Consider the following 26089-nt stretch of genomic DNA (forward strand, 5'->3'; position numbering starts at 1 on the left):
AGCGCAGCGCAAGCCGGGAAAATAGCCAGCCTAGCGCGCCAAATTATCGTAGCCGCGCCAGCGATAATTAAGCACCGACAGCGCCCAACAAACGACGAACAACCCCACCACCACAAACCCGGCATCGCCGAGGTTATCGTTTAACGCCCCTACCCAGCGCCACACCCCGCCGCTTAGGGCGAACTTATCCATTAACAGCCCCAGCGCCTCCAGGCCGCCGATAAACAGCGCCACCACCACCGAGGTGCCGGTGATGGTCATATTGTAATAGAGCTTGCGCTGCGGCTTGCTGAACGCCCAACCGTAGGCGCCGACCATCAACACATTATCAAGCGTATCCACCAGCGCCATGCCGCTGGCGAACAGCGCCGGGAAGACCATTATCGACCAAATCGAAATGCCGCTCGACGCGCCGGCGGCGGAAATACCCAGCACGCCGATTTCGGTGGCGGTATCAAAGCCGAGACCGAACAAAAAGCCCACCAGATACATCTGCCAGCTGCGGCTTATCAGCCGGAAGGTTTTGCCAAACAGCCAGCTCATCATGCCGCCGCCGCTGACGATTTCGTCGCTGACCTTTTCACCGCGCTTCCACGCCTGGAAGCTGCGCCACACGCTGCGCAAAATCACCAGATTGACCAGCGCCATTGCCAGCAGAAACAGCGCCGATACCGCAGTGCCAATCACGCTGCCGGTATCGTGTAGCCAGCTCATCTGCTGGCTGAAGGCGGTGGCCGTCGCGGCGATCGCCGCCGACGACAGCACCACGATCGACGAATGCCCTAGCGAGAACCATGCCCCGACGCCAAACGGCCGCCGCCCCTGCTGCATCATTTTGCGGGTGACGTTATCAATCGCCGCAATATGGTCGGCGTCGACCGCATGGCGCAGGCCGTAACCCCAGGCCAGCAGACTGGCGGCCATCAATGCCCCGCTGTCGCCAAACGCCTGAAACGCCCATAGCCAGGCCAGGGCGTTCGCGGCGATAAGTCCCAGTACCAGCGCCGCCGCACGCGGCTGTTGGCGTAAAATCATCGTTATCATCTTAAATCCTTTGAGACTGCCAGCGGGCAGCGGCCACCACCGCCTGACCGTAGGCGATCGCGCCATCGCCAGCAGGAAGCTGCTGCGGCAAAAGCAAAGTAAAGTCAGAGAGGTAATCGCTGAGGCGGGCGGCGAGCAGCTGATTATGCAACACGCCGCCGCTACAAACGATCGTCGCGATCCCGCGGGAAGCGGCGCGGTCGCGCGCCAGCGCTGCCAGCCCGCAGGCCAGCGCATCATGAAAGGCCCAGGCTTTCTGCGCGGGCGTCGCCTGCCAGCGCAACCACTGTTGCCAGAAGGTGGCTAAATCCAGTTCGCCGCCACGACAGGGCAGCGTGACCGGATGGCTGACGCCCGGACAGCTGGCTGCCAGCGCCTCCAGCCGACAGGCAGCCTCGCCTTCGTAGCTCAGGGTTTCCGGCGCGCAATCCAGCGCGCAGGCGACGGCATCAAACAGCCGTCCGCAGGAAGAGGCGCGCGGCGAATTAATGCCGCGTTCGATGGCCTGCGCCAACAGCGGCCAGTTTCGCTGCCCCAGCGCGGCGGTTTGCGGGTATGACTGCCAGTCGGGAATAAATGCCAGGCACTGGGCCAACAAATTTCGCCACGGCTGGCGCGCCGCGAGATCGCCGCCCGGCAGCGCGACGGCCGGGAGGCCGCCAAGATGTTCGCATTCGCGGTAGTTCATCCGCAGGCATTCGCCGCCCCACAGCGCGCCGTTTTCCCCCATGCCAATGCCATCGAGGGTCAGGGCAATCACATCGCCGCCGTCGAGCGGCCAGCGGTGTTCCGCCAGGCAAGCCGCCGCGTGGGCATGGTGATGCAGTACCGGCTCGACCGGTAACGACATTGACGCCGCCCACTGTGTCGAGCGATAGCCGGGATGGGCGTCAACCGCTACCCGTTGCGGCGCAAATGCATAAATGCTCTGCATTAACCGCAGCGCACTGCGCCACTGTTGCTCGACGCCCTCCTCGCCGAGATCGCCAAAATGCTGGCTCAGCACCGCCTCGTCGCCGCGCGCCAGACAGAAGGTATTTTTCATATCCGCCCCCAGCGCCAGCAGCGGCGGAATATTATCCAGGCCCGGCGGCAGCGGCAGCGCATCCGGCACGTAGCCTCGGGCGCGGCGCAGCATCTCACCACTTGAGCGCACCAGCGAATCGTCCATACGCTGCACGATATCGCGATTATGTAGCAGAAAACCGTCGGCGATAGCGGCTAAGTCGGTGAGCGCTTCGTGATTACTCAATGCCGGAGGGCGGCCGCTGAGGTTGCCGGAGGTCATCACTATCGGGCGCGCCAGCGCCTGCAGAAGTAAATGCTGCAGCGGATTAGACGGCAGCATCACCCCGACTTCCGCAAGCCCTGGCGCAATCTCGTCACACAGGCCGGGAACCTGCGCTTTAGCCAGCAATACAATCGGCGCGGCGGGCGAGCGCAGCAGCGTTGCCGCCGCGGCGGGTAACCCCGTTGCCGTCGGCAGCATTACCGCCAGCGGTTTTGCCGGGCGCCGTTTACGCGCGCGCAGCGCTTCCACCGCCACGCTATTGCCGGCATCGCAGGCCAGATGAAAACCGCCAATCCCTTTTATCGCCACAATATCGCCCGCCGCCAGCCGCGCGATGGCCGCCTGCAGCGCCGCTTCAGCGAATAGCGTTAGCGTTCCCGCCCGCCACTCCAGCTGTGGGCCGCAATCGGCACAGGCCACCGGCTGGGCGTGAAAACGGCGATCGGCAGGCTGCCGATACTCGGCAGCGCAGCGCGGACACAGCGGGAACGGCGCCATCGCGGTAAAGGGACGATCGTATGGCATGGCGCGAATGATGGTGAAGCGCGGCCCGCAGTGGGTACAGTTGATAAAGGGGTAGCGGTAGCGGCGTTCTTGCGGATCGTTCATCTCCGCCAGGCACGCCGGGCAGGTTGCGGCATCGGGAACAATCTGCGTGCGCATACTGCCGCCGCCGCTGTGGCGAATGGTGAAATCCTGAGGAAGCCTGTGCCAGTGAAACGGGGTGCAGTCGGTGCTGTCAATGCGCGCCAGCGGCGGGCAGTGACGGGCCAACGCGGCAGAAAAGCCACCGTCGTCGCCGATCAGCCTGACCAGCACGCCGTCGCCGTCGTTACAGACATCGCCGCCGCGCGCCATTTGCCGCGCCAGTTGCCAGACGAAGGGGCGGAAACCCACCCCCTGCACTTTGCCGCGAATGCGGATTTGCACCCCGTTCATGCGGCGTATTACCAGGCCAGCGCCGTACGGCGACGTTTTTCGAGGTTCATCTGCTCAAGCTTGTTGCGGTCGACGCAAACCAGCGCGTGGGTCGGGCAGGCTTCAATGCAGGCCGGACCGCTATCGCGCTGGTGGCACAGGTCGCACTTGTTGGCTTCGGCTTTTTCCGCCATGACGTTCAACCCGGCGCCGCTGTGGCGAACGACCGGGCGCACCACCACTTCCATCGCTCCATACGGGCAGGCCACGACGCAGGTTTTACAGCCGATGCAGCGCTCCTGCATCACGTGGACAAAGCCTTTATCGCGGCTGATGGCGCCGTTCGGGCAGACGTTGGCGCATGGCGCGTCTTCACATTGACGACAGGCCGTCGCCGTCGACACATTGACGCCTTTGATCACGTGAATACGCGGCAGGAACGACTGCGGCGTCAGCGCGGCGCAATCCTGATTTTCCTGATGAGAGACCACGCAGGCCACTTCACAGGTGCGGCAGCCGATGCATTTGCTCGCATCGGCGATAATGAAACGGTTCATCCATTTCTCCAGCGGAAAGAAGTTAACGCGCCGGATTATGCATAATACGTTCCAACTTTTATTTTATTGAAATATAAGAGAATTAAATTAAACTCCGCTGTCATCGTCACAACTGACGATGACAGATGACGACATCAGGCATGCGGGCCGCGCGCCAACGACTCGCGTTCAATCAGCTCGCCGGGGAAAGTTTGCTGATATTTAAATTCGCCGCCGTCGAGCATAAAGATCAGCCTGTTGATGCTCTCTTTCATCATTTCGGTGACCGGAATTTTAACGCTGGAGAGCGAAGGGATCACATACGGCGCCAGCGCGATGTCATCGAAACCGATCACCGATACCTGCTGCGGCACTGCAATCCCCTGCTGGTGCAGTTGCTTAATCGCGCCGATCGCCATGTCGTCATTACTGGCGACCAGCGCGCTGAAACTTACGCCGCGTTGGCAGAGCGCTTCGACAGCGGCGGCTCCGGTTTGTGGCGTCCAGCGCCCTTCAACGATCAGTTCTTGCCGCACGGGAAGCCCCAGTCCTGCCAGCGCGTCTTTATAACCAGAGAGACGCTCAACCCCGGTAGGCGAATCCAGCGAACCGGTGATAAAAGCAATGTCGCGATGCCCGCTGGCAATTAACTTTTCAACCGCCATCCGCGCCGAGGCTTTGTGATCGGACCATACGCAGTGGCTGGCGTGGCGGCGCAGGCGACGGTTCAGCACCACGATCGGCTGCTCATGATTGTCGATTATCTCATCCATCTCATCGACGCTTAGAAAGCGCGGATAGATGATGATCGCATCACAGCGCATATCGAGCAGATACTGAATCGCCTCGCGCTCCTCTTGCGCGCTGTGTTTGCCGTCGGCCAGGATCAGCTGCCGCCCCTGATCTTCCGTCAGCCGCGCCACGTGAAACAGCAGCTCGCTGAAATAAACGCCGTGATAAAGGGTGTTGGTTACCACCAGTCCGATAGTCTGGCTTTTTTTGGTCGCCAGATTACGCGCCAGCAGATTCGGCCGATAACCGCTTTCGGCAATTGCCTGAAACACCCGGTCTTTGGTTTCCTGGCTGACATAGCCGTTGCCCGACAGCACCCGCGACACGGTCGCCTTTGATACTCCCGCGCGCTTCGCAACCTCCAGCATCGTTGCCATGGGGTTCTTCCTGTAACTTAAGTTGCCTGCAGTGTACTGCACGTCTCGCTGTTTTTCAGCAGCCGACATCACCGGGATGCTTTCCAGCCGCTGCCTACAAAGCGATCAAAATCACAAATTTGCAAAGTGATTTTTTTAATTCTTGTATGACTCAATGAAACTCATCATGATTTTGTGGAACCGGTTTCCTATGCATATACCGCGCATAGCCGCCGTCAGGCGCTGGCGTGTAATCAGTACCCTATTGATAAAACAGGATAAAATCCGATGTCTAAAAATTATGCAGCCCTGGCGAACCAGATCCTGACGGCGCTCGGCGGCGCAGATAATGTCGTTGCCGTGACCCACTGCATGACCCGCCTGCGCTTCGTGGTGAAAGATAACCAACGCGTGGACGCCCCGGCGCTGAAAGCGCTGCAAGGGGTACTTGGCGTCGTGCGTAGCGATAACCAGTGTCAGGTGATCATCGGCAATACCGTCTCGCAGGCGTATCGCGAGGTGCTGAATCTGCTGCCCGGCGAGTTGCGCCCGGCGGAGCCGCAAGGGAAACCGCCGCTGACCTTAAAACGCGTCGGCGCCGGGATCCTTGATGCGCTGATCGGCACCATGTCGCCGCTGATCCCGGCGATTATCGGCGGATCGATGGTCAAACTGCTGGCGATGATCCTGGAGATGAGCGGCGCGTTGCCAAAAGGCTCTCCGACGCTGACCATTCTGACGCTTATCGGCGACGGCGCGTTCTTCTTCCTGCCGCTGATGGTTGCCGCTTCCGCGGCGGTTAAATTCAAAACCAATATGTCGCTGGCTATCGCTATCGCCGGGGTGCTGGTGCATCCGGGATTCATCGAATTAATGGCTAAAGCCGCGCAGGGAGAACACGTTGAGTTCGCCTTCATTCCGGTTACCGCGGTGAAATACACCTACACGGTGATCCCGGCGCTGGTGATGACCTGGTGTCTCTCTTATATCGAACGCTGGGTCGATCGCATCACCCCGGCGGTGACGAAAAACTTCCTTAAACCGATGCTGATCGTGCTGATTGCCGCGCCGCTGGCGATCCTGCTGATTGGCCCGCTCGGTATCTGGATCGGCAGCGCGATCTCCGCGCTGGTGTACACGATCCATAGCTATCTCGGCTGGCTGTCGGTAGCGATCATGGGCGGACTCTGGCCGCTGCTGGTGATGACCGGGATGCACCGCGTCTTTACGCCAACCATCATTCAAACCATCGCTGAAACCGGCAAAGAGGGCATGGTGATGCCATCGGAAATCGGCGCCAACCTGTCGCTGGGCGGATCGTCGCTGGCGGTGGCGTGGAAAACCAAAAACCCGGAGCTACGCCAGACCGCATTAGCGGCGGCGGCATCGGCGATTCTGGCCGGGATTTCCGAACCGGCGCTGTACGGCGTGGCGGTACGTCTGAAACGCCCGCTGGTCGCCAGCTTAATCAGCGGCTTTATTTGCGGCGCGGTGGCGGGAATCGCCGGGCTGGCCAGCCATTCGATGGCGGCACCGGGGCTGTTCACCAGCGTCCAGTTCTTCGATCCGGCCAATCCGATGACTATCGTTTGGGTCTTTGGCGTGATGGCGCTGTCGGTGGTGCTCTCCTTTGTGCTGACGCTGCTGCTCGGTTTTGAAGATATCCCGGTAGAAAATGCCGCCGCCGACGCCAGACAGCGCCAGGGCGCGGCCACTCACGCCTGAACACTTTTTTGAACGCGAGGTAACGCATGTCGAGTTTTCCACACGGATTTTTATGGGGCGGCGCTCTGGCCGCCAACCAGTCTGAAGGCGCTTATCTTGAAGGCGGCAAAGGGCTGACGACCGTTGATACTATTCCGCACGGCGCCCATCGCCTGGCGGTGAAGCTAGGCCAGGAGAAGCGCTTTACGCTTCGCGAAAATGAATTCTATCCAAGCCACGTAGCGATCGATTTTTACCATCGCTATAAAGAGGATATCGCCCTGATGGCGGAGATGGGGTTTAGCGTCTTCCGCACCTCTATCGCCTGGAGCCGCCTGTTTCCGCGCGGCGATGAACAACAGCCAAACCCGGAAGGTATCGCCTTCTATCGTGCGATGTTTGAAGAGTGCAGAAAGTACGGGATCGAACCGCTGGTCACCCTGTGCCACTTTGATGTACCGATGCATCTGGTGACGGAATATGGCTCCTGGCGTAACCGGAAGATGGTCGATTTTTTCAGCCACTATGCGCGCACCTGTTTTGAAGCGTTTGACGGACTGGTGAAATACTGGCTCACCTTCAATGAAATCAACATTATGCTGCATAGTCCCTACTCCGGCGCCGGTCTGGTGTTCGAGGAGGGAGAAAATCAGGAGCAGGTGAAATACCAGGCCGCGCATCACGAGCTGGTGGCCAGCGCGCTGGCGACAAAAATTGCCCATCAGGTTAACCCGCAAAACCAGGTCGGCTGCATGCTGGCGGGCGGTAATTTCTACCCCTATTCCTGTAAGCCGGAAGATGTCTGGATGGCGTTGGAAAAAGATCGTGAAAACCTGTTCTTTATCGATGTGCAGGCACGCGGCGCGTATCCGGTGTGGGCCGCGCGGGTATTCCGCGAGAAAGGCGTCACTATTGCCAAACAGCCGGGCGACGACGAAATCCTCAAAAACACCGTTGATTTTGTCTCCTTTAGCTATTACGCCTCGCGCTGCGCGTCAGCGGAGATGAACGCCAGCAATACCAACGCCGCCAATATCGTCAAGTCGCTGAAGAATCCGTACATTGCGGCCAGCGAATGGGGCTGGGGCATCGATCCGCTCGGCCTGCGCATCACCATGAACATGATGTATGACCGCTATCAGAAACCGCTATTCCTCGTGGAAAACGGGCTCGGCGCGCGCGATGAAATTGACGCCAATGGCGAAATCAACGACGACTACCGCATTAGCTATCTGCGTGAGCATATCAAGGCGATGCGCGACGCCATCGATGACGGTATTCCGGTCATCGGCTATACCAGCTGGGGCTGTATCGATTTGGTCTCCGCCTCCACCGGCGAGATGAGCAAGCGCTATGGCTTCGTGTATGTCGATCGCGACGATGCCGGAAACGGCACGCTTGCGCGCAAGCGTAAGAAATCGTTCTGGTGGTATAAGAAGGTCATCGCCAGCAACGGGGCGGATCTGGAATAGCCGGTATTGCCGGGTGGCGGCTTACGCCTTACCCGGCCTACGGTCCGTACGGCCTGCCGTTATTTTATTCACCACGCTGGCTGAAACTGCCGGTGTTGGTGGCCTCAAAATCGCTGAGACGTTCCCGGCAGGCCGGGGAACGCCTGCTCCTCGGCCGCTTCCAGCGCGGCAAAACCGCCCTGCTCCTGCCAGCCATCAAGCCGCGCGTATACCGTCGCGACGGCGTCTTTCACAGGCTGAGTCATCGGGTAATAGAAACCGACTATATCGGGCTGAATGCCCACAAAAATCACCTCGCCAACATCCTCTTTTAATTGATCGATAAGATAGTTAAGCGGCATATTGTGGGTGGTCATCATAAACATGTCGGCGATATCGTCCGGGTCGACAATGCGGATTTCTCCGGGGTTGAGCCCCATATCGGTCGCGTCGACGATCAGCAGCCGGGTCGGGCGCAGCTCGCGGATGGCGACGATATCGTTTTCCGGCGCGCTGCCGCCGTCAATCACCACCCAGCCGCCGACCGGATTGGCCGCGCACATCTCCGCCAGCAGCGGGCCTGCGCCGTCATCGCCCATCATGCTGTTGCCGACACACAGTAAAACGTCAGTCACGTAGTCTCCTCACCATCAGATAGATGGCGCTTTCCTGGTGAATATCGTGCAGCATGCTGAGCAGGGTTTTACTCCACGCCTGCTGCTGCGGGGTCTGCGCGGACTGCGCTTTATCAAAGGCGTTAGCCAGCATCGCCACGTGATTGCTGTCGATAACGATCTCGCCATACTTCGGCACGCCTTCCATTTTGCGCCGCGCGGCGCTGCCCGCTTCCAGCGTACCGATCCACGCCAGATAGTCCTCCCAGGGGCAGCTTAACGCCGCCTCCAGGCAGTCAATGACGCCGAGGTGGTGGCCAATCGCCAGGCTGTAATAGACCACCTGCTGCGCCTGATCCGGCGTCGCGTCGTTCTCATCAATAAATTTACGGCTCAGCTGACTGAACACCACCGTCTCGCTCATCGGATACGCGCCCCCTCGACCACCTGATTCAGGTGCGTGACGATCTCGGTCAGACGCGGATCTTTCTCCGCTTCCAGCCAGCGCAGTACCTGGTTATCGCCCTGCCCCAGTAGACGCATATAGTCGTCGGCGATCTGGCGGCCATAGCGATAGCCGGCCAGACGGCGCGCTTCGCGATCGATACGCACCCGCAGCGGCTGCACCATGTTGGGATGCAGCAATTCGGTTGGCTGGTCGTCAAGCTCGCCCGGCTGGCGGGCATGGATTTTTTGCTCCAGCAGACCAAGCGCCATCGCAAAACCGTACAGCGTGGCGGCAGGCGTCGGCGGACAGCCCGGAATATAGACATCGACCGGCACGATTTTGTCGGTGCCGCCCCATACGCAATACAGATCGTGGAAGATACCGCCGCTGTTGCCGCAGGCGCCGTAAGAGAGGCAGATTTTCGGATCCGGCGCCGATTGCCAGGCACGCAGCGCCGGCGAACGCATCGCGCGGGTCACCGCGCCGGTAAACAGCAGAATATCGGCATGGCGCGGCGACGGCACTACTTTAATCCCGAAGCGTTCGGCATCGAAAAGCGGCGAAAGGGTGGCGAAAATCTCGATTTCGCAGCCGTTACAGCCGCCGCAGTCGACGCGGTAAACGTAGGCGGAACGTTTGATTTTTTTCAGCAGCGAGGCCTTCATGCTGGCGATGGATTCATCCACCGACATCGGCAGCGGAATGCCGTTTTCATCGCGCGGGCCTAATAAATTGCTCATCAGCTGGCCTCCCTCATGTGGCGAGTCAGTTCAATACGATCGGATGGCACCAGGCATTTCTGACGCTTGCATTCCGGGCAGGTCTCAAAACTTTCGCGGTGCAGTTCGGCGCGGGTATCGCCGTTGTGCTTAAGCAGCGCGATAGCGTAGTCGATCTCTTTTTGTACCGCGAAAGGCCGTTCGCAGACCCGACAGTGACAGATGGCAAAGCGCGACTGCTGGAGGAAATCCTCTTTTTTCCACACCGCCAGTTCATACTCCTGCGACAGCTTAATCGCCGCCGTCGGGCAAACTTCTTCACAGCGGCCGCAGAAAATGCAGCGCCCGAGGTTGAACTGCCACGCCAGCTGGTTAGTCGCCAGGTCGGTCTCTACCGTCAGGGCGTTAGACGGACAGGCATTCACGCAGGCCGCGCAGCCGATGCACTGCTGCGGATTGTGTTCCGGTTTGCCGCGGAAGTTTTTATCCACCGGCATAGGCTCCAGCGGATAGGAGTGGGTCGCGGTGCCGGTCTTGATGACTTTTTTGATAAAGGTAAACATGGCGATTCCTTATTTCAGCGGCGAGTTTTTACGCTCGATGCTGTAGCGCTCCAGCTCTTTGTACGGCACCACTTTGCTTTTCTTCTTACGTACATCGACCACCGTCATTCGGTCGGTACAGGAGTAGCAAGGGTCGAGGCTGCCAATAATCAGCGGCGCGTCGGAGACGGTGTTGCCGCGCAGCATATAGCGCAGGGTCGGCCAGTTGGCGTAGGTCGCCGCACGGCAGCGCCAGCGGTACAGTTTTTGGTTGTCGCCGGTCATGCTCCAGTGGATATCGTCGCCGCGCGGCGCTTCCGAGAAGCCCAGCGCGAAGCGGTGCGGAATATAGGTGAAGCCATCCACCATCAGCGGGCCGCCGGGCAGATTGTCGAGACCGAAATCAATCATATTCAGCGCGGTATAAACTTCGTTGATACGCACCTTGAGGCGGGAAATCACGTCGCAGCCCTGCTCGCTGTGAACTTCCATCGGCAGCAGACCGTAACCAACGAACGGGTGATCGGCGCGAGTATCGCGGGCGTGGCCGCTGGCGCGGACCATCGGGCCGACGTTACTGAAGTCGCGGGCGATTTCTGGATCCAGACGGCCAATACCGACGGTGCGCTGTTCCATGTTCGGCGTGCTGAGCAACATATCCACCAGCTCCTGCACATCGCGGCGCATCTGCTGCGCCAGCTGGCGGGTCTGGATCATGTCCTCTTTCAGCAGATCGCGGCGAATCCCGCCGATCAGGTTCATACCGTAGGTTTTACGCGCGCCCGTGAGGATCTCCGCCATCTTCATTGAGGTTTCGCGTACGCGGAAGAACTGCATAAAACCGGAGTCAAAACCGGTGAAGTGGCAGGCCAGGCCAAGGTTCAGCAGGTGCGAGTGCAGGCGTTCTACTTCCAGCAGAATGGCGCGGATCATCTGCGCGCGCTCCGGCACCACGATGCCCATCGCGTTTTCCACCGAGGTGGTATAGGCGGTACTGTGGGCGAAGCCGCAGATGCCGCATACCCGGTCCGACAGGAACGTCACTTCGTTGTAGCCCATGCGGGTTTCCGCCAGCTTTTCCATGCCGCGGTGGACATAGAACAGGCGGTAATCGGCGTCGATAATGTTCTCGCCGTCGACAAACAGACGGAAGTGTCCAGGCTCATCGGAGGTGACGTGCAGCGGGCCAATCGGCACCACGTTGTTTTTCTTACTGCCGAGCTCGTTAATGAACTCGTAGGTCTCCGCGTCGGTGGTCGGCGCCGGGCGCTGGCGGTAGTCCATGCTGTCTTTACGCAGCGGATAGAGTTCATCCGGCCAGTCATCCGGCAGCACCAGGCGGCGCTCGTCCGGCAAGCCCACCGGCACCAGACCGTACATATCGCGTACTTCGCGTTCACCCCATACCGCCGCCGGCACGCGCGGGGTCACCGACGGATATTCCGGTTTGTTAGCGTCGACTTCCACGCGCACGGTGATCCAGCATTTAGTGCCCTGCTCCATCGACAGCACGTAGTAAACCGCGTAGTGGCCGTTCAACTTACGTTCGTCGTTGCCGAACAGTACCGACAGCCAGCCCCCCTGCTTGTAGTACAGGAACTCGACCACTTCCGGCAGGTAGTTAACCTTCACGGTGACGGTAAGCTGATCTTTGGTCTGCCAGGCTTCATCCAGCACCACGCCAGGAAAGGCCTGGTGCAGCGCCGCAAGATAGTGTTGACCGATTTTTTCTTCAGACATGCTCAAATTCTCTTAATCACGCCACCAGCAAGGAGACGAAAGCTAAAAAGGCGAAACCAAACCCGGCCCAGGTAACGCGGGAGGTGGCACAAAAGCGCAGACGCGCCATGCTGTTTTCGAACAGCGCGATAATCAGCACTCCCGCCACCAGCTTGACGATGGCGACCACCAGCGCCAGCAGCAGGCCTGGCGCGCTAAAACTGGTCATCTGTCCCCACGGGATAAATACGCCGACGAACATCTGCAGCACCACCAGCTGTTTCAGGCTGATGCCCCACTTCAGCACCGCGAAACCGCTGCCGCTGTACTCGGAAAGCGGCCCTTCCTGCAGTTCCTGTTCGGCCTCGGCTAAATCGAACGGCAGCTTGCCCATTTCGATAAAGGTGGCGAAAGCGCAGGCGCACAGCGCCAGGATCAGCGGGATGCTGCGCTCGGCGGGCCAGTGGTAAACGGTATCGGTAATCGCGCTAATATGGGTGGAGCCGGCAACCTGCGCCGCGACCCACAGCCCAAGCAGCAGGATCGGTTCGACCAGCACGCCGAGCATCGCTTCACGACTGCTGCCGATGGCGGTGAACGGACTGCCGGTATCCAGGCCGGAAATGGCGAAGAAGAAGCGGGCGATGGCGAACAGATAGATAAGCGTAATCAGGTCGCCCAGCCCCGGCAGCGGTGAATCTACGGTCACCACCGGCAGCGCGGCGGCGATGGTCAGCATCACGCCAACCATCACAAACGGCGTCAGGCGGAATACCCAGCCGGAAGCGTCCGGGCCCACGCTCTGGCGACCCAGCAGTTTCAGGATATCCCGATACTCCTGCAGTACCCCCGGCCCGCGGCGGTTATGCAGGCGCGCGCGGGCAACGCGGGTCAGGCCGGACAGCAGCGGCGCGACGGCAAACAGTACCAGCGCCTGTATTAATGCAACGAATAGGTTCACTCTCAGGCTCCTCGCGAAATCACAATCACCACCAGTACCGCCAGTTCGATCAGCGCCACGCTGCGCAGCAAGGCGGGCGCGGCGGCGTTCTGCCAGCCGGGCACCAGCCGTACCGGATTCAACCAGTGACGCAGCTTCAGCAGCGGCGCAAAGGCTTCTTTCACCGGCATGGCGAAGCCGTGGGCGGTGACCACCATCGCTTGTTCATGGTCGTAGCCGCAGACCCACGCCGCGCCGCGCGAGCGCGCCGGCAGGCGGTCGCCTTTGAAGAAGATCATCAGCAGGAACGGCAGCAGCGGACAGGCAATCAGCAGAATGGCGATCAGCGGCTGCGACACGACGCTTGTAGCCTGCGCAGGAACCGGAATAACGTGGCCGACCAGCGGCAACAACCATGGCGCCGCCACGCCGCCGATGACACAGCACGCGGCGGCCAGCACCACGCTTAAGGTCATCAGCCAGGGCGCGCAGGTGGCGTTTTCCGCCTCTTTACTGCGCGGCGCGCCGAGGAAGGTGACGCCGTAGACTTTGGCCATACACATCACCGCCAGCGCCCCGGTAATCGCCAGGCCAACCGCCAGCAGCGGCCCCAGCAGACGGCCGATAAACACCTCGCCGGTGCTCAGCTTGAAGAAGGATTGATAGATAACCCATTCACCGGCAAAGCCGTTCAGCGGCGGCAGCGCGGCCATCGCCATCAGCCCCACCAGCATGGCGAGTGAAATCAGCGGCATTTTTTTACCGATGCCGCCCAGCTTCTCGATATCGCGATGACCGGTACGGAACCACACCGCCCCCGCGCCAAGGAACAGCGTGGTTTTGAACAGGCTGTGGTTGATCAGATGGTACATGCCGCCGATAAAGCCCAGCACCATCAGCGCATTATTGCCGGTAGCAATACCGGTGACGAACGCGCCGAGGCCAAGCAGAATAATGCCGATGTTTTCCAGGGTATGGTAAGCCAGCAGGCGCTGGATATTATGTTCCATCAGCGCGTACAGCCCGCCGATAAAGGCGGTAATCATTCCCAACACCAGCAGCAGCACGCCCCACCACAGCGGTGGCACGCTACCGGCCAGCGACACGGTCAGGATGCCGTACAGACCGACCTTCATCACCACTGTAGAAAACAGCGCGGCGGCCGGGGCGCTGGCGCCCGCATGCGCCTGCGGCGCCCAGCCGTGCAGCGGGATCACCCCGGCGAGCAGGGCAAAACCGAGCAGACCCGGCAGCCACAGCGCCATGTTCTGCGGCGCGCCAGCGGCCAACTGGCTAATCGCCGCCAGATCGAGAGTGCCGTAGAACGACCACACCAGCCAGCAGGTCCACGCCAGCAGCAGGGTACCGAGACGCCCCAGCGCAAACCACAGTTTGCCGGACTGCGCGCAGCCGGTAAGGAACGCGGCGCACAGCGCCATGATTTCCGCCATCACCACCAGGCTGCCGAAGTTAGTCACCACCACCGCGCAGGTGGCGGCAGCCAGCAGCAGGTTAACCAGCAGGCCGTTGGATTTGACCTGCGGATGACGATGCCAGGAAATGTTAAACAGCGAAATCGGCAGCGCCGACAGGCCGATGGCCAGCAGCCACAGAGCGTTAATCCCGCCCACCCGCATCGCCAGATGCAGATACTGCAGCATGCCGCCGTTGATCCGCTCCGGCGCGATCAGCGCCGAGAAGCCGGCGACGATTAACATCGCGCTGGCGACCGCGCCGCCGATCCCGGCAATCGCGCCGCTCAGCGGTTTACGCAAACTAAATAAAAACGCCAGCACCGCGCTGGCGGCATACCAGGCAACCGCCTGATTCACTAATGCAACCACGCTCATTTCACGCCTCCTTGTTGCGCCTGAAACAGCGACAAATCGCCGAGGTCGGTATTAAAGGTCAGTTCGCGCTTACGCTTGCTGGACTTAGCAATGTCGCGAATATCCACCAGCACTAAGGCTTTGGTCGGACAGGTCCGCACGCAGGCCGGGCCCTGCTCATCAAAGTGGCAGAGGTCGCATTTCACGGCGATAGCGCGAACGCCAGGCACCCAATCGAGCAGCGAGCTGACGCGGGCCGGAGCCGGCGGCGCGGCGGGCGCCATCGGCGTGTTAGCGTTGGCGGGAATATCCAACGGGCGGCTGCCGGAGAATTCAATCGCGCCGAACGGGCAGGCGATGCCGCACAGTTTGCAGCTCACGCACAGGCTTTCATTCAGCTGTACCGCGCCGTCAACGCGAGTAATGGCGTTGACCGGGCACACCGCGGCGCAAGGCGCGTCTTCACAGTGGTGGCACATCTGCGGCGCAGACTCTTTTTCATTACGCATGACCTGCAGGCGCGGCATACTTTGCAGGCCATACTGGCGGTGCGTCTCGGAACAGGCGGCTTCGCAGGTGCGGCAGCCGATACAGACGCTGGAATCAGCAATTACAAAACGGTTCACCGGGTCATCCTCGGGTGAAAGTCACTTTTGACGAAATCAGGCCGCGCAGGTGTCGGTTTCGACACTTGTCGACACCTCATAATTAATGGACCTGCGCCAGATGGCTTAAATCCACCGGCTGGTCGCGCTCCATGGCCTCATACAGGCGGTCATAGACGGTGGCGATGATCGCCAGGTAGTGTTCTAGCACCGCTTCGCGGGAACGGTTACTGATGCGACCGTCAATTACGCCTTCCGCATCCAGCGTCGCCTGGGCGATCAGCCGTTTGTCATCGCCATTTTTGCTTTCTACGTAGTATTCGATGGTGTGGCTGTTAAAGCCTTCCGCCAGCGCGACATATACCTGAAAGTGGCCGAACAGCACGAAGCACAGCTCTTTGTCCGGCGCGCAGCTCATCGCGTGATGCAGACGCGCTTTCGACAGGGTGATGCCCTGAACCAGCGAGTTGCAGTAGGTGTGCCACTGCTCCTGATGCTGGCGGTGACGATCGGCGATGTAGTCCGCCTTTTCACTTAATTCCCAAATTGTCATCCCGGATCCTCCCGTTACATGAGATGCACCGGTTAAGCATTTTCCATGCCAAAATTTATTTATTTGAATTTAAAGGAATTATTATAAAACCACGCACCATCACGACATGTCGATGACAGCCGCACGTCGTCGTCATCGACAGTTCCCCCACCGTTTATGGTCTCCTGGCATCGTTATTGCATATAGCCGCCATAGTATTAACGGAGGCCAATATGCACGAAATCACGCTAAGCCAGCGGGCGCTGGAAATTATTGAGCAACAGGCGCGGCAAAACGGCGCGCGCCGGGTCACCGGCGTGTGGCTGAAGGTTGGCGCGTTTTCCTGCGTGGAGGCCAGCGCCCTCACCTTCTGTTTTGAACTGGTGTGCCGCGGCACGCTGGCGGAAGGCTGCGCGCTGCACATTGCCGAGCAACAGGCCGAATGCTGGTGTGAACGCTGTCAGCAGTATGTGCATCTTGTCTCTCAGCACGTCCGCCGCTGCCCGCACTGCGATAACGACCAGTTGCAGATCGTGGCGGATGATGGCTTACAGATTCAGCGTTTAGAATTGGAGTAAAAGATTATGTGTACGACATGCGGCTGCGGAGAAGGCAACCTTTATATCGAAGGCGATGAACATAACCCGCACTCGGCGTTTCGCAGCGCCCCCTTCGCCCCCGCCCCGCGCCAGACCATGACCATCACCGGCGTAAAAACCGATAACTTCACCCCGACCCGCAGCGCGCAAGGCGATCTGCATTACGGCCACGGCGAAGCCGGTACCCACGCGCCGGGCCAGAGCCAGCGGCGGATGCTGGAAGTCGAAATCGACGTGCTGGATAAAAACAACCGCCTGGCGGCGCGCAACCGCGCGCGCTTCGCGGCGAATAACCAACTGGTGCTAAATCTGGTCTCCAGTCCCGGATCCGGTAAAACCACCCTGCTCACCGAAACTCTGACCCGCCTGAAGGGCATCGTCGACTGCGCGGTCATTGAAGGCGATCAGCAGACGGTCAACGATGCCGCGCGCATCCGCGCCACCGGCACGCCGGCGATTCAGGTCAATACCGGCAAGGGCTGCCATCTCGATGCGCAAATGATTGCCGACGCCTCTGCGCGCCTGCCGGCTGGCGATAACGGCATTCTGTTTATCGAAAACGTCGGTAACCTCGTCTGCCCGGCCAGCTTCGATCTTGGCGAACGTCATAAAGTGGCGGTGCTGTCGGTTACCGAGGGAGAAGATAAACCGCTGAAGTATCCGCATATGTTTGCCGCCGCGAGCCTGATGCTGCTCAACAAAGTCGACCTGCTGCCGTACCTCAACTTTGACGTCGAGAAGTGCCTCACCTGCGCGCGGGAAGTGAATCCGCATATCGAGATTATTTTGCTCTCCGCCACCAGCGGCGAAGGCATGGACCAGTGGCTTAACTGGCTGGAGACGCAGCGATGTGCATAGGCATTCCGGGGCAAATTCGCACGATTGACGGGGTGATGGCGAAGGTGGAAGTGTGCGGCATTCAGCGCGAAGTCGATCTGACCCTGGTCGGCGCCGTCGACGAGCAGGGCCAGCCGCGCATCGGTCAGTGGGTGCTGGTACACGTCGGGTTCGCCATGAGCGTGATTAACGAAGCCGAAGCGCGCGATACCCTCGAGGCGCTGCAAAACATGTTCGAGGTTGAACCGGACGTCGGCGCGCTGCTGTACGGCGAGGAGCGATAATGCGTTTTGTTGATGAATACCGCGCGCCGGAGCAGGTGCTGCAGCTGGTCGAACATCTGCAGCAGCGCGCCCGGCTGCTGGACTACAGTGAAGCCCGCCCGCTGCGGATGATGGAGGTCTGCGGCGGCCATACCCACGCCATCTTCAAATTCGGCCTCGACCAGCTATTACCGAACAATATTGAATTTATTCACGGCCCCGGCTGCCCGGTGTGCGTTCTGCCGATGGGCCGCATTGATGCGTGTATCGAGATAGCCAGCCGTCCGGGAGTGATTTTCTGCACCTTTGGCGATGCGATGCGCGTGCCGGGAAAAAACGGGTCGCTGCTGCAGGCGAAGAGTCGCGGCGCCGATGTGCGAATCGTTTACTCGCCGATGGACGCCCTGCGGCTGGCGCAGCAGAATCCGCAGCGCGAGGTGGTGTTTTTCGGTCTCGGTTTTGAAACCACCATGCCCGCCACCGCGCTGACGCTGCGTCAGGCCCGCGAGCGCAACGTCGGCAACTTCTACTTTTTCTGTCAGCACATCACCCTACTGCCAACGCTGCGCAGCCTGCTGGACCAGCCGGACAACGGTATCGATGCGTTTCTCGCCCCCGGCCACGTCAGTATGGTGATTGGTACTGATGCCTACGGTTTCATCGCCAGCGACTATCATCGGCCATTAGTCGTTGCTGGATTTGAACCACTTGATCTACTGCAAGGCGTGATCATGCTGGTTGAGCAGAAAATAGCGCAGCGCAGTCAGGTAGAGAATCAGTACCGTCGCGTGGTGCCGGATGCCGGTAACGCGCTGGCGCAGGCGGCAATCGCCGAAGTCTTTTGCCTGAGCGGCGATAGCGAATGGCGCGGCCTGGGGACGATCAACGATTCCGGCGTTTGCCTGACGCCAGATTATCAACGCTTTGACGCCGAGGCCCATTTCCGCCCGGCGCCGCAGCGCGTTTGCGACGACCCGCGCGCCCGCTGCGGTGAAGTGCTGACCGGGCGTTGTAAACCACACCAGTGCCCGCTGTTTGGCCGCGTCTGCAATCCACAGAGCGCCTTTGGCGCGCTGATGGTCTCCTCAGAGGGCGCCTGCGCCGCCTGGTATCAATATCGCAGTCAGGAAAATAAAGCATGAAAAGCATTCAGTTAGCTCACGGTAGCGGCGGTCAGGCGATGCAGCAACTCATTGGCGAGCTGTTTATGCAGGCCTTCGCCAATCCCTGGCTGGCCGAACAGGAAGATCAGGCGCGTTTAGATCTCGCCGGGCTTGCCGCCCAGGGCGATCGGCTGGCCTTCTCAACGGACAGCTACGTTATTGACCCGCTGTTTTTCCCCGGCGGCGATATCGGCAAGCTGGCGGTCTGCGGCACCGCCAACGACGTGGCGGTCAGCGGCGCCGTGCCACGCTATCTCTCCTGTGGGTTTATCCTCGAAGAGGGGCTGGAGATGGCGACGCTGGAAGCGGTGGTGCGCAGCATGGCAACTACCGCTCAGCAGGCCGGGATTGCCATTGTGACCGGCGATACCAAAGTGGTGCCGCGCGGCGCAGCGGATAAATTATTCATCAATACCGCCGGTATTGGCGCCATCCCCGGCGATATTCACTGGGGAGCGCAGCAGATTAGCGCCGGCGATGTGCTGCTGGTCAGCGGCACGCTCGGCGATCACGGCGCCACCATTCTTAACCTGCGCGAACAACTGGGGCTGGACGGCGCGTTATCCAGCGACTGCGCGGTGCTGACGCCGCTTATCCAGATCCTGCGCGAGGTTTCGGGCATCAAAGCGCTGCGCGACGCCACCCGCGGCGGCGTCAACGCGGTGGCGCACGAGTTCGCCGCCGCCAGCGGCTGCGGTATCGAATTACATGAAGCGAAGCTGCCGGTCAACGATACGGTGCGCGGCGTCTGCGAACTGCTGGGGCTGGACGCCCTGAATTTCGCCAACGAAGGTAAACTGGTGATTGCCGTCGCCAGAGAAGCCGCGCCGCGCGTACTTGAGCATTTACGGTCTCACCCGCTCGGACAGAATGCCGCGATAATTGGTGACGTTGTCGAGCGCGCCGGCGTACGCTCCGTAGGATTATATGGCGTTAAACGTACGCTCGATCTTCCCCACGCCGAACCGCTGCCGAGAATTTGTTAACCATTGAACCCACCCCGGATTGTGGCTTTCGCCTTATCCGGGCGACCTCAACGGCGGCAACAATTGTTTTATTAACAGACTATTATTTGATTCATCTCTTTATTCTGCGCCGCGCTGCGGCGCTTTTTGGACTTAAGCAATGTCGTATACACCAATGGGCGATCTCGGGCAGCAGGGTCTGTTTGATATCACCCGTATTTTATTACAGCAGCCCGATCTGGCCGCGCTGAGTGAAACGCTAACCCGTCTGGTGCAGCAATCCGCGCTTGCCGACCGGGCGGCGATTATCTTGTGGAACCACGGCAACCATCGCGCCGCCAGGTACGCCTGCGACGACGCCGGGCAGCCGGCAAGCTACGAAGATGAAACCGTACTGGCGCACGGCCCGGTACGCCGCCTGCTGTCGCGCCCCGACGCGCTACATTGCGACAACGTGACCTTCGCCGAAACCTGGCCGCAGCTGGCCGCCAGCGGCATTTACCCGGAATTCGGCTACTACTGCCTGCTGCCGCTGGCGGCGGAAGGCCGCATCTTCGGCGGTTGTGAGTTCATCCGCGACGACAACCGGCCATGGAGCGAAAAAGAGTACCAGCGCCTGCATACTTTCGCGCAGATTGTCGCCGTCGTCACCGAGCAGATCCAAAACCGGGTCAGCAACAACGTCGATTACGACCTGCTGTGCCACGAGCGCGATAACTTCCGCATCCTGGTGGCCATCACCAACGCCGTCCTGTCGCGCCTCGATATTGACGAGCTGGTCAGCGAGGTGGCGAAAGAGATCCACCGCTATTTCCGCATCGACGCCATCAGCGTGGTGCTGCGCAGCAACCGCAAAGGCAAGCTCAATATCTACTCCACCCACTATCTCGACGCCAGCCATCCGGTCCACGACCAAAGCGAAGTCGATGAAGCCGGCACGCTAACCGAGCGGGTGTTTAAGAGCAAAGAGATGCTGTTGCTCAATCTGCATGAGCACGACTCGCTGGCGCCGTATGAGAAAATGCTCTTCGAGATGTGGGATAACCAGATCCAGACCCTATGCCTGTTGCCGCTCATGTCCGGCAATACGCTGCTCGGGGTACTTAAGCTGGCGCAGTGCGATGAACAAGTATTTACCACCACCAACCTTAAACTGCTGCGGCAAATCGCCGAGCGCGTATCGATAGCTATCGATAATGCCCTCGCCTACCGCGAGATCCAGCGTCTGAAAGAACGGCTGGTGGATGAAAACCTGGCGCTCACCGAACAGCTCAACAACGTCGAAAGCGAGTTCGGCGAAATCATCGGTCGCAGCGAAGCGATGCACAGCGTGCTTAAACAGGTGGAGATGGTGGCGCAGAGCGACAGTACGGTGCTGATCCTCGGTGAAACCGGCACCGGTAAGGAACTGATTGCCCGCGCTATTCATAACCTGAGCGGGCGCAACGGCCGACGGATGGTGAAAATGAACTGCGCGGCGATGCCCGCGGGCCTGCTGGAAAGCGATCTGTTCGGCCACGAGCGCGGCGCTTTTACCGGCGCCAGCGCCCAGCGCATCGGCCGTTTCGAACTAGCGGACAAAAGCTCGCTGTTCCTCGATGAGGTCGGCGATATGCCGCTGGAACTGCAGCCGAAGCTGCTGCGCGTTCTCCAGGAGCAGGAATTCGAACGTCTGGGCAGCAATAAACTGATTCAGACCGATGTACGGCTGATCGCCGCCACCAACCGCGATCTCAAACAGATGGTTATCGATCGTGAATTCCGCAGCGATCTTTACTATCGGCTCAATGTGTTCCCGATCCACCTGCCGCCGCTGCGCGAACGCCCGGATGATATTCCACTGCTGGTGAAAGCATTCACTTTCAAAATCGCCCGCCGTCTGGGGCGCAACATCGACAGTATTCCTGCGGAGACCCTGCGCACGCTTTCGCGCATGGAGTGGCCGGGCAACGTGCGCGAGCTGGAAAACGTCGTCGAGCGCGCGGTGTTGTTGACCCGCGGCAACGTACTGCAACTGTCGCTGCCGGAAATGCATATTGAACAGGAGACGCTGGCGCCGGAAGTGCTGCCGGAGGAAGGCGAAGATGAATATCAGCTGATCGTCCGGGTACTGAAAGAGAGCAACGGCGTGGTGGCCGGGCCAAAAGGCGCCGCCCAGCGCCTGGGGCTCAAGCGCACGACGCTGCTGTCGCGCATGAAGCGTTTAGGCATTAATAAGGATCGGTTAGTCTAGCCCGGCGATATGTCTCTCATAGCGTGGGGATTCTCCCGGAGGCGGCGCATTGCGCCTTCTCCGGGCTACCAAATCGCGCGGGACCGTAGGTCGGATAAGCGTAGCGCCATCCGACAAAATAACGGCACAACAGCTTGCGCTCTCCCCGGTGGCGCTTACGCTTACCGGGGCTACCAAATCGCACATGAACCGTAGGTCGGATAAGCGTAGCGCCATCCGACAAAATAACGCGGCGCCCCATCAATTACCGGACCGAATCCGGATTACCCCTCCCTCCCCAATCCCTTCTCAGCCTAATCATTACCCCAACATCTAAATAAGAATTATTTTCATTTATAAATAGCTTGTGCTATATAACATAGCAAAGGCTATAAACGATGATTAATTAATCGCAATACCGTGAGGGATCCTATGACGCATCTGCCGCCGTTCAAGTGCCTGTTGTTCTCCGCCGCATTAGCGCTGCTTGCCATCGCCCCCGCTCAGGCGCAAGAAAAATTTAAAGTCATTACCACCTTCACCGTGATCGCCGATATGGCGCAGAACGTCGCCGGCGACGCCGCCGATGTCAGCTCAATCACCAAGCCGGGCGCGGAAATTCACGAATATCAACCGACCCCGGGCGATATCAAACGCGCGCAGGGGGCGAAGCTTATTCTCGCCAACGGTCTCAACCTCGAACTGTGGTTCGCCCGTTTTTATCAGCACCTGAACGGCGTACCGGAAGTCGTGGTCAGCAACGGTATTCAGCCGATGGGTATCAGCGATGGCCCCTACAACGGCAAACCCAACCCACACGCGTGGATGTCGGCGGATAATGCGCTGATCTACGTCGATAACATTCGCGATGCGCTGGTGAAATACGATCCCGTCAATGCCGAAACCTATCGCCGTAACGCCGAGGCCTACAAAGAGAAGATCCGCCAGACCATGGCGCCGCTGAAGGCCGAACTGGCGAAATTGCCGGCGGACAAACGCTGGCTGGTCACCAGCGAAGGCGCATTCTCCTATCTGGCGCGCGATAACGGCCTGCAGGAGCGTTATCTGTGGCCGATTAACGCCGACCAGCAGGGCACGCCGCAGCAGGTGCGTAAAACCATCGACACCATGAAGAAGGAGCATATCCCGACCATCTTCAGTGAAAGCACCATCTCCGACAAACCGGCGCGACAGGTCGCCCGTGAAGCCGGCGCCCACTATGGCGGCGTACTGTATGTTGACTCGCTAAGCGCCGCCGACGGCCCGGTGCCGACCTATCTTGACCTGCTGCGCGTCACCACCGAAACCATCGTCAAAGGGATCAACGATGGCCTGAGGAAACAGTCATGATTGCGCCGCAAGCGGGTCTTATCGTCGACCAGGTCACAGTGACCTATCGCAACGGCCACACCGCCCTGCGCGATGCCTCGTTCAGCGTACCGCGCGGATCGATTGCCGCGCTGGTGGGGGTCAACGGCTCCGGTAAATCGACGTTGTTCAAAGCGCTGATGGGCTTCGTGCGCGTCGGCCACGGCGATATCGCCATTCTCGGCCAGCCGGTCAACCGCGCGCTTCGGCAAAATCTTGTTGCCTACGTACCGCAATCGGAAGAGGTGGACTGGTCTTTTCCGGTGCTGGTGGAAGATGTAGTGATGATGGGCCGCTATGGTCATATGGGCTGGCTGCGGCGGGCGAAGCCCCGCGACCGGCAGATTGTCGATGACGCGCTGGCCCGCGTAGGGATGAGCGAATACCGCAAAAGGCAAATTGGCGAGCTCTCCGGCGGGCAGAAAAAGCGCGTGTTCCTCGCCCGCGCCATTGCTCAGGAAGGCAAAGTGATCCTGCTCGATGAGCCGTTTACCGGCGTCGATGTGCAGACCGAGGCGCGGATCATTGCCCTGCTGCGAGAACTGCGCGACGAAGGCTGTACCATGTTGGTTTCTACCCATAACCTCGGTTCAGTCAGCGAATTTTGCGATTACACGGTGATGGTGAAAGGCACCGTGCTGGCCAGCGGCCCGACGGAGACCACCTTCACCGCCGAGAACCTGGAGCTGGCCTTCAGCGGCGTGTTGCGTCACGTCACGCTAACCGGCGCGGAAGAGCGTATTATCACCGACGATGAGCGGCCGTTTATCAGCCATCGCGCGGCGGGGGGCCAACGATGAGCTGGCTGCTGGAGCCGTTTGGCTATCAATACATGCTCAACGCGATGTGGGTCTCGGCATTAGTCGGCGGCGTCTGCGCCTTTCTCTCCTGCTACCTGATGCTCAAAGGCTGGTCGCTGATTGGCGACGCCCTCTCCCACTCGATCGTTCCCGGCGTCGCCGGCGCTTATATGCTTGGCCTGCCCTTTGCGCTGGGCGCGTTTCTCTCCGGCGGCCTGGCGGCAGGCGGCATGCTGTTTCTTAACCAGCGTTCGCGGCTTAAAGAGGACGCCATCATCGGGCTGATTTTCTCCTCGTTTTTCGGCATCGGTCTGTTTATGGTGTCGCTGAATCCGACCTCGGTGAACATTCAAACCATTATTCTCGGCAATATTCTCGCCATCGCTCCGGAGGATATTATCCAACTGGCGGCGATTGGCTTTATTTCGATGGCGATCCTGTTGCTGAAGTGGAAAGACCTGATGGTCACCTTCTTCGATGAGAACCATGCCCGCTCGATTGGCCTTAACACCAGCGGCCTGAAGCTGCTGTTCTTCACTCTGCTGGCCGCCTGCACCGTGGCGGCGTTGCAAACCGTCGGCGCGTTTCTGGTCATCTGTCTGGTCGTGACGCCCGGCGCCACCGCCTGGCTGTTAACCGATCGCTTCCCGCGTCTGCTGGCCATTGCCGTCGCTATCGGCAGCCTGACCAGCTTCTTCGGCGCGTGGCTGAGCTACTATCTTGATGGCGCCACCGGCGGCATCATCGTGGTGGCGCAGACGCTGCTGTTCTTAGCCACCTTTGTCTTCGCGCCGAAGCACGGCCTGCTGGCTAACCGCCGCCGCGCCAGGGAGGCCTCATGCTAACGATGCTCCTTGAACCATTACAGTTCCCGTTTATGGTCAACGCGATGCTGGTGGCGACGATCGTCGCCGTCCCCTGCGCGCTGCTGTCGGTATTTCTGGTGTTAAAAGGCTGGGCGCTGATGGGTGATGCCATGAGCCACGCGGTGTTTCCCGGCGTGGTGGTGGCCTACATTATCGGTATCCCCTTCGCCATCGGCGCGTTTATTGCCGGCTTATTCTGCGCCGTCGCCACCGGTTTTCTCGACGATAACAGCCGCATCAAGCGCGATACCATTATGGGGATCGTCTTCTCGGGGATGTTCGGCGCCGGGCTGGTGCTGTACGTGGCGATTCAATCCGAGGTCCATCTCGACCATATTCTGTTTGGCGATATGCTGGGGATATCCGCCAGCGATATCGGGCAAACGGCGGTGATTGCGCTGGTGATTGCGCTGATTATCGGGCTAAAGTGGCGCGATTTTTTACTGCACGCCTTTGATCCCAATCAGGCCAAAGCCAGCGGCCTGCGCTGCGGGCTGCTGCATTATGGTCTGCTGTGCATGATCGCGCTGACTATCGTCGCGACGTTAAAGTCGGTGGGGATTATTCTGTCGATTTCGCTGCTGATAGCACCCGGCGCTATCGCCCTGCTGCTGACGCGGCGCTTTGTCAGCGCATTATTGCTGGCAACGGTAATCGCCGTGGGCTGTTCGCTGGCGGGCGTCTGGCTGTCGTTTTATCTCGATAGCGCGCCGGCGCCAACCATCGTGGTGCTATTTACCGCGCTGTTCGTGCTGGCCTTTGTCGCCAGTACGGTCCGTGACGGTCAGAAACAGAGGGCGTCAGCAACGCTCCCCGGTGGCGGTTAACGCCTTAGCGGGGCGACAAAAAACGCGAATGCCAGGAGCTGTAGCCCTGCTAAGCGCAGCGCGAGCAGGGAGAATTGTCGGATGGCGCTACGCTTATCCGACCTACGATCCTTCAACCGCGATCCCGGTGGCGGCGAAGCGCAGCGCAA

At 59.9% G+C, this 26089-nt stretch carries 25 protein-coding genes; 12 read left to right on the forward strand and 13 right to left on the reverse strand.

Translation table 11 applies throughout. The features are described 5' to 3' along the window. Positions 1-30: 30 nt before the first annotated feature. From ABLU80_RS08185 to ABLU80_RS08200, 4 genes are all read right to left on the reverse strand, one after another. On the reverse strand, positions 31-1044 hold the full coding sequence (locus ABLU80_RS08185) for a HoxN/HupN/NixA family nickel/cobalt transporter (RefSeq protein WP_230250486.1): 1014 nt from the start codon (positions 1042-1044) through the stop codon (positions 31-33). A gap of 1 nt (position 1045) precedes the next feature. Next, a complete protein-coding gene (gene hypF, locus ABLU80_RS08190) occupies positions 1046-3274 on the reverse strand; it encodes a carbamoyltransferase HypF (RefSeq protein WP_230250485.1) in 2229 nt (742 codons plus the stop codon). Positions 3275-3282: 8 nt separating this feature from the next. Continuing rightward, positions 3283-3810 carry an electron transport protein HydN gene (hydN, locus tag ABLU80_RS08195; protein ID WP_015370036.1) on the reverse strand — a complete coding sequence of 176 codons (528 nt, stop codon included), beginning with the start codon at positions 3808-3810 and terminating at the stop codon, positions 3283-3285. Positions 3811-3944: 134 nt separating this feature from the next. Beyond that, the gene (locus ABLU80_RS08200; protein ID WP_015370035.1) at positions 3945-4958 is read right to left on the reverse strand and encodes a LacI family DNA-binding transcriptional regulator; all 1014 of its coding nucleotides are present in this window, start codon (positions 4956-4958) and stop codon (positions 3945-3947) included. 267 nt (positions 4959-5225) lie between these two features. Between ABLU80_RS08200 and ascF the strand changes: the two genes are divergently transcribed. Further along, positions 5226-6662, forward strand: coding sequence for a PTS cellobiose/arbutin/salicin transporter subunit IIBC (gene ascF, locus ABLU80_RS08205; protein WP_015703257.1), 1437 nt, complete (start codon positions 5226-5228; stop codon positions 6660-6662). Between the two features lie 26 nt (positions 6663-6688). Continuing rightward, on the forward strand, positions 6689-8113 hold the full coding sequence (locus tag ABLU80_RS08210) for a 6-phospho-beta-glucosidase (protein WP_032712398.1): 1425 nt from the start codon (positions 6689-6691) through the stop codon (positions 8111-8113). Positions 8114-8217: 104 nt separating this feature from the next. On the opposite strand, the gene hycI is transcribed toward ABLU80_RS08210, so the two are convergent. The 9 genes from hycI to hycA all read right to left on the reverse strand — a co-directional run bounded on the left by hycI (position 8218) and on the right by hycA (position 16061). Then, entirely contained in the window at positions 8218-8727 is a 510-nt protein-coding gene (hycI, locus tag ABLU80_RS08215; RefSeq protein ID WP_086630486.1) for a hydrogenase maturation peptidase HycI, read from the reverse strand. Further along, the gene (locus ABLU80_RS08220; protein WP_015370031.1) at positions 8720-9130 is read right to left on the reverse strand and encodes a formate hydrogenlyase maturation HycH family protein; all 411 of its coding nucleotides are present in this window, start codon (positions 9128-9130) and stop codon (positions 8720-8722) included. The genes hycI and ABLU80_RS08220 overlap by 8 nt, the downstream gene beginning before the upstream one ends. After that, positions 9127-9894, reverse strand: a complete 768-nt coding sequence (locus tag ABLU80_RS08225; RefSeq protein ID WP_348849885.1) for an NADH-quinone oxidoreductase subunit B family protein — start codon at positions 9892-9894, stop codon at positions 9127-9129. The genes ABLU80_RS08220 and ABLU80_RS08225 overlap by 4 nt, the downstream gene beginning before the upstream one ends. Continuing rightward, positions 9894-10436: a formate hydrogenlyase complex iron-sulfur subunit gene (locus ABLU80_RS08230; protein WP_015370029.1), complete on the reverse strand. Its 543-nt coding sequence runs from the start codon at positions 10434-10436 to the stop codon at positions 9894-9896. Before ABLU80_RS08230 ends, ABLU80_RS08225 begins: the two co-directional genes overlap by 1 nt. A 9-nt stretch (positions 10437-10445) precedes the next feature. Continuing rightward, positions 10446-12155, reverse strand: coding sequence for a formate hydrogenlyase subunit HycE (gene hycE, locus ABLU80_RS08235; protein WP_015370028.1), 1710 nt, complete (start codon positions 12153-12155; stop codon positions 10446-10448). 16 nt (positions 12156-12171) lie between these two features. Beyond that, a complete protein-coding gene (locus tag ABLU80_RS08240) occupies positions 12172-13095 on the reverse strand; it encodes a respiratory chain complex I subunit 1 family protein (RefSeq protein ID WP_042895019.1) in 924 nt (307 codons plus the stop codon). Positions 13096-13097: 2 nt separating this feature from the next. Continuing rightward, entirely contained in the window at positions 13098-14924 is a 1827-nt protein-coding gene (gene hycC / locus ABLU80_RS08245; RefSeq protein ID WP_032712401.1) for a formate hydrogenlyase subunit 3, read from the reverse strand. Beyond that, a complete protein-coding gene (locus ABLU80_RS08250; RefSeq protein WP_015370025.1) occupies positions 14921-15529 on the reverse strand; it encodes a 4Fe-4S dicluster domain-containing protein in 609 nt (202 codons plus the stop codon). Before ABLU80_RS08250 ends, hycC begins: the two co-directional genes overlap by 4 nt. Positions 15530-15611: 82 nt before the next feature. After that, on the reverse strand, positions 15612-16061 hold the full coding sequence (hycA, locus tag ABLU80_RS08255; protein ID WP_015370024.1) for a formate hydrogenlyase regulator HycA: 450 nt from the start codon (positions 16059-16061) through the stop codon (positions 15612-15614). Positions 16062-16273: 212 nt separating this feature from the next. On the opposite strand from hycA, the gene hypA reads away from it, so the two are divergent. From hypA to ABLU80_RS08305, 10 genes are all read left to right on the forward strand, one after another. Beyond that, positions 16274-16618: a hydrogenase maturation nickel metallochaperone HypA gene (gene hypA / locus ABLU80_RS08260; protein WP_015370023.1), complete on the forward strand. Its 345-nt coding sequence runs from the start codon at positions 16274-16276 to the stop codon at positions 16616-16618. Positions 16619-16624: 6 nt separating this feature from the next. Continuing rightward, the gene (gene hypB / locus ABLU80_RS08265) at positions 16625-17497 is read left to right on the forward strand and encodes a hydrogenase nickel incorporation protein HypB (protein WP_348849886.1); all 873 of its coding nucleotides are present in this window, start codon (positions 16625-16627) and stop codon (positions 17495-17497) included. Continuing rightward, a complete protein-coding gene (locus ABLU80_RS08270; RefSeq protein ID WP_015703264.1) occupies positions 17488-17760 on the forward strand; it encodes a HypC/HybG/HupF family hydrogenase formation chaperone in 273 nt (90 codons plus the stop codon). Before hypB ends, ABLU80_RS08270 begins: the two co-directional genes overlap by 10 nt. Next, positions 17760-18881, forward strand: coding sequence for a hydrogenase formation protein HypD (hypD, locus tag ABLU80_RS08275; protein WP_015370020.1), 1122 nt, complete (start codon positions 17760-17762; stop codon positions 18879-18881). The genes ABLU80_RS08270 and hypD overlap by 1 nt, the downstream gene beginning before the upstream one ends. Continuing rightward, the gene (gene hypE, locus ABLU80_RS08280) at positions 18878-19888 is read left to right on the forward strand and encodes a hydrogenase expression/formation protein HypE (protein ID WP_348849887.1); all 1011 of its coding nucleotides are present in this window, start codon (positions 18878-18880) and stop codon (positions 19886-19888) included. Before hypD ends, hypE begins: the two co-directional genes overlap by 4 nt. A 139-nt stretch (positions 19889-20027) precedes the next feature. Beyond that, positions 20028-22100 carry a formate hydrogenlyase transcriptional activator FlhA gene (gene flhA / locus ABLU80_RS08285; protein WP_032708978.1) on the forward strand — a complete coding sequence of 691 codons (2073 nt, stop codon included), beginning with the start codon at positions 20028-20030 and terminating at the stop codon, positions 22098-22100. A 411-nt stretch (positions 22101-22511) separates the two neighbouring features. Then, entirely contained in the window at positions 22512-23429 is a 918-nt protein-coding gene (locus ABLU80_RS08290) for a metal ABC transporter substrate-binding protein (protein ID WP_348849888.1), read from the forward strand. After that, complete coding sequence (locus ABLU80_RS08295) at positions 23426-24247, forward strand: manganese/iron ABC transporter ATP-binding protein (protein ID WP_015703269.1); 822 nt, start codon at positions 23426-23428, stop codon at positions 24245-24247. The genes ABLU80_RS08290 and ABLU80_RS08295 overlap by 4 nt, the downstream gene beginning before the upstream one ends. Continuing rightward, positions 24244-25092 (forward strand): iron/manganese ABC transporter permease subunit SitC, encoded by an 849-nt coding sequence (gene sitC / locus ABLU80_RS08300; protein WP_348849889.1) that lies wholly within the window; start codon positions 24244-24246, stop codon positions 25090-25092. Before ABLU80_RS08295 ends, sitC begins: the two co-directional genes overlap by 4 nt. Then, positions 25086-25940, forward strand: coding sequence for a metal ABC transporter permease (locus ABLU80_RS08305; protein ID WP_213193807.1), 855 nt, complete (start codon positions 25086-25088; stop codon positions 25938-25940). The genes sitC and ABLU80_RS08305 overlap by 7 nt, the downstream gene beginning before the upstream one ends. Positions 25941-26089 lie beyond the last annotated feature (149 nt).

The sequence above is a fragment of the Klebsiella sp. CN_Kp104 genome (genome assembly GCF_040064515.1).
Classification (GTDB): Bacteria; Pseudomonadota; Gammaproteobacteria; order Enterobacterales; family Enterobacteriaceae; genus Klebsiella; species Klebsiella aerogenes.